This window comes from Streptomyces sp. LMG1-1-1.1 (genome assembly GCF_040815545.1).
Lineage (GTDB): Bacteria > Actinomycetota > Actinomycetes > Streptomycetales > Streptomycetaceae > Streptomyces.
In genome coordinates, this window is sequence record NZ_JBFPNH010000085.1 from 1 (window position 1) to 4462 (window position 4462).

The 4462-nt window shown below is 66.2% G+C and carries 2 protein-coding genes and 1 pseudogene; 1 reads left to right on the forward strand and 2 read right to left on the reverse strand.

Annotated elements, in window-relative coordinates; all coding sequences use genetic code 11:
- The first annotated feature begins 265 nt into the window (after positions 1-265).
- Positions 266-2758 carry a DUF6185 family protein gene (locus MRBLMG1_RS35010; protein WP_367828192.1) on the forward strand — a complete coding sequence of 831 codons (2493 nt, stop codon included), beginning with the start codon at positions 266-268 and terminating at the stop codon, positions 2756-2758.
- 6 nt (positions 2759-2764) lie between these two features.
- Here the strand turns inward: MRBLMG1_RS35010 and MRBLMG1_RS35015 are convergent.
- Both MRBLMG1_RS35015 and MRBLMG1_RS35020 read right to left on the reverse strand, forming a co-directional pair.
- A pseudogene (locus tag MRBLMG1_RS35015) lies at positions 2765-3581 on the reverse strand (IS5 family transposase).
- A gap of 61 nt (positions 3582-3642) precedes the next feature.
- Positions 3643-4077: an ATP-binding protein gene (locus tag MRBLMG1_RS35020; RefSeq protein ID WP_367828193.1), complete on the reverse strand. Its 435-nt coding sequence runs from the start codon at positions 4075-4077 to the stop codon at positions 3643-3645.
- Between the last annotated feature and the right edge of the window lie 385 nt (positions 4078-4462).

Consider the following 4462-nt stretch of genomic DNA (forward strand, 5'->3'; position numbering starts at 1 on the left):
CGCCGCACCCATCCCTCGAGCGCAGCCCGTTCCTCGTCCGACAGGATCAACTCGGCCTTCGGCCGCCCCGTACGTGTCACAGGCCAAGCTTACATATCTGAACAGAATTCCTGACTCAGAAGACTAGCGGACGTCTTCCCGATCGCTGACCACAGCTGACGGGTACGGCAGACGGGTCGGCTGCTGGAGTGGATCTGCCTGCGCGTCAGTGTGGCGCGCGGCCACGTGCGCGTCGTGCAGGGAGGATCCTGGGGATCCTGGGGCGGTGACCAGTCACAGCTGCTCCGCGCCGCGCCCTCTGCACGTGCTGTTGCTGCTTCTCTGCCTCGTCCTCCCCGTCATGGGAAGGGCCGACGCCGCCGAACGCGCCTCGCCCGATTGCCGAGCCGATCAGCTCAAGAAGGCCAGGGTGACGGCACTGGCGGAGTTCCAGCACCGCGGCAATGACTACAGCGTGTTCGAGAGCACCATGGACGTCAGTGTGCCCGCCACTTGGGCTCGTGCCTCCGAACTGCTCTTGGACACCCACTCACCGGTCTACCGATCGGCGCTGGCGTGCCTGGTGGCTAAACCTGCGCTGGAGCAGGGCGACCCCCTTGACTACGAGTGGCGGTTCGCGCCGGTGGCCGTGAATGCAGACGGCCAGTGGGTCAAGGTCCACTACGAGGCAAGCACCTGGGTCCAGTCCTCGTTCTCCGCCGTCGGCCCGTGGGAGCTGACGGTGACGACGGAGCACTGGCTCATCGCGTTGAACCCTTCGCCTGCCCTGAAGAGCGCGAACTGGGAGACCGTTCAGGTCAACCTGGGCGGTAGGGGCGCCCTGACGGCCACGCCTCCGCCGGCGTTCGGCGAAGGCGGAACGAATCTGAGCTGGCGGCACAAGAAGCCCGACCAATACCCCGCGGTCACGTTCCGCCCCCCGGCGGTACAGCAGTGGAACTTCCTCACCACTTCGCCGGAGCCGTCCTGGGAGGCGTGGGAGACGTGGGGCGTGTGGAGCGCATCGGGAGCGTTCTGGTATGTCGCCTCGGGAGCATTGTTGCTGGTCGCGGCTCGGCGACTCAGGCGCAGCCTGACAGGCAGGACGATGCCGACGCAGTTGGCAGCGCTGCGCTTTCTGCGGTGGTGGTCGCTCCTTTTGATCTTCCTGGGCCTGCTCGTCTACCTCGGAGACAACCTGTACCGGCTTCTCGGCCGACTGATGGCCTGGGACTTCGACTACTCGCCGATGCTGTCGGTGTTCAGCCTGGCATTCCTCGGACTTGCGCTGTGTCTCCTCGGCAGCCGGTCCAAGCGCCTGCGGGTGAGCGTGAGCGTACTCGTCCTGGGGATCCTCGGCTGGTACGTGGTGTCGGAGGTGTTCGAGTTCGCTTTGCTTCCCACATCCGACGTTCTGCTGTCGGTGCCGGGCTGGACCGTGGCGGCCCTCGCCATCTGCGCGCTGATGTCAGTGTGCTGGCTGGGGGTGATCGTCGCAGGGCAGCGGATCCTGCTGATCAGGGAGACACGGATCCCGCCGCGAGTGATGGTCCCCGCCGCCATCACGGCGGCGATGGTCACCGTCCTGTGGGGCTATCTCGCCTTCGAACGCTACTGGGACCGGGTCAGCTGGCTCGCCGACCCCGCTCAACCGGAGTTCCAGGTCTTGTGGCAGCAGGAGCTCGACACCTGGTGGTGGGGTTTCCCGAGATATGTTCTGCAGTTGATGCTGGGCCTCGTGGGAATCTTGGCGCCGCTGGCCGTGCTGGGGGTCTTGCGGGTCTGCCGGGTCGAACAGTACGAGAAGTCGGCGTTCACACCCGCGCCGGCGGAGCAGTTCCTCCTCGTGGTCCTCTTCGCCATCACTCTCGCGCCTTTGGGGGATTACTACGGTCTTTCCGCCTACGCCCTCACCCTGCTGCTGTGCATGTGTGCGGCCTGGGGCGTACTGGCCCTGGGCTCTTCCGTCTCCGTTCTGGAGCGGCCTTTCGCCGACAACGTGCCGCTCGGCATGACGATCTCGCAGACCGAGCGGGCCGACGTGCTGCGTCTGGCGCGCCGGTTCCGGGAGCTCCAGGCGCGCCTGAGTCACCTCGGCACGGCAAACCCGGCGGAGCGTGCCGAGCGGGAGTCGCTCGAGGCCGAGATCGACAGACTGGACCAGTCGCTGCCGGCCGGCGTCAGACCGGTCGATCTCCCGTTCGCCTGTGGCCCGCTGACCACGTGGTGGGGCAATGCCCGCCGGGGGGCCGTCATCGCGTCTCTCGTCGGATTGCCCGCGACCGGCCTGCTGTACTGGACGTACGCGGTCAAAGATGACTCCTGGGCGGTGAACGCGGAGGATCCGGCGGGATTCCTCTGGATCACGTTCCTCATCCTCTTCTGGCAGATCGCGTGGCTCGTCGCGGGATTCTTCCTCGGGGCGCTGTGGCGTGATCTTCCGGGCCGTCACGGGCCGACGAAGGCGCTCTTCGTCACGCTCGCGTTCGCCGTTCCGGAAGTCGCCGACTTCCTCGTCGCCCAGGCCCTCGGAGAGAGCGTGCCCTCCTTGATTGGCGAGATCGCGGCATTCGTTTCGGTCTTGACGTGCACGGGTCTGGTGATGGACCTGCAGACCTTCCAGAACGAGCGCCGCTACTGGGCGACCAACGCGGGCATGGTCGCTTACATCTACCAGATGCGCTTCGCCTCGGTCGCGTTCTTCGTGGCACAACTCATCGCGCTCGCCACGCTCTGGAGGACGCTCTCGGAAGTGACCTCGACGTCACCCACCCCTTAAGAGGCCCTAACAAAGGCGTTGGACGTGTCGGTGGGTGATCAGGCAAATGGCGAGGCCGAGGAAGGCTTCGTGGATGTCGTCGCGCCGTTTCCATCGGACGCGTAGGCGCCGGAAGCCGTGAAGCCAGGCGATCGTCCGTTCGACGACCCAGCGGTGGACGCCGAGGCCAGAGCCGTGCGGAACACCGCGGCGAGCGATGACTGGATTGATGCCCTGAGCCCAGACGAGGCGGCGGTATTTGTCGTGGTCGTAGCCCGGTCGGCCAACAGCATGTCCGGCCGTCGCCGTGGCCGACCGACCAGGCCCGCGACGGACGGAATCTTCGCGAGCAGGGGCATCAGCTGGGTGACGCCGTTGCGGTTTCCGCCGGTCAATGACACCACGAGCGGGATGCCCTGTCCGTCGACGAGGACGTGGTGTTTGCTGCCCGGCCGTGCGCGGTCGACCGGGCTCGGTCCACTTTTGGGCCGCGTCGGGCGGCCCGGACGTGGCTGGAGGCGATCACCGCCCGCGACCAGTCGAGCTGCTTGGTCGAACGCAGTTTCTTGAGCAGGACCAGGTGGAGCTGGTCCCAGACACCGGCGTCGTTCCATGCGGCCAGTCGTCGCCAGCACGTCATGCCTGAGCCGAAGCCGAGCTCCTGCGACAGGAACTCCCACTGGATGCCGGTGTGCAGCACGAACAGGATCCCGCACAAAGCCTGCCGGTCGGGCACCCGCGGCTGGCCCGCCACCAGCTTCGGCCCCGGGACCGGCAACAACGGCTCGATCAGCGACCACAGTTCGTCCGAGACGATCCACGGCCGGGAGTTCCTCTTCGCCACGAACGGACCAACGAGCAACCAAGCCGACAGTCACATGATCAACGGCTTCTGTTAGGACCTCTTAGCCTTCGGTGCTGCTGTTCAGGTTGAGGGTATGTGTGTGGCCGGGCTGGGGGCTGGGGTCGCGTGTGGCCGCTTTGATGTTGTCGTGGTACGTGGTCAGGTCCAGGGTGCAGGTGTTGCCGCTGTGGCGCAGGGCGTTGGTGCCGAGCTCCGAAACGACGGGGATCACGGTGTCGGTGGCCTTGGATGCGAGGGCTGGTACGAGCCCTTCGAGAAGATGCCGGGCGCTGTCGTGTGCGCTGGTGGCGGATGTTGTCGAGCGGAGGCTTGTGGTGACGCTCGTGCTGTCCATCTGGTCGCCCGGTGTCCGTCGATGTCGGGCTGTCTGCCTGGGGCGTGTGTCCCGGTTGCGGCCGGTTAACCTGGCCTGCTCCCGCACCTGCCACTGTTCGAGGGCGATTATCTCGCTGCCGAACAGACGAAAATCTGTCATGGCCAGAGTAGACATTTGGGAGTGGCGTGGTTATGGTTTCTCTCGTAGCTCAGAGAGGCCGCAGGGCCCGGCAGAGACGAACTGCCGGGCAGGAGTACCCGCAGTACACGCAGTTGCAGGACGGTGCGGTGGTGGAGTTTCGAAGCCAGGGTTGTTGCGGGACGGCGACGGGACTGACGGCCGGACCGGGTGGCCCGCAGTGATCAGGGGCCGCCAGTACCGCAGTGGCAGTACCCAGCAGTGAAGTCAGTGAGCAGGACCCCTGGTGAAGGCGTCGGCTGCGGGCGCGCGCACCGGGAAGTTCGGCAGTGGGGTTCTAAGCCAGAGCGGACGCAGGACGGGCGACGGGGCTGGCTGCCGAAGAGTGCAGTACGCAGTAAGGCAG

What these genes read in the sequence shown, in the direction of transcription:
- MRBLMG1_RS35020 (WP_367828193.1), bottom strand. Translation starts at nt 4,077, where the DNA reads ATGACAGATTTTCGTCTGTTCGGCAGCGAGATAATCGCCCTCGAACAG.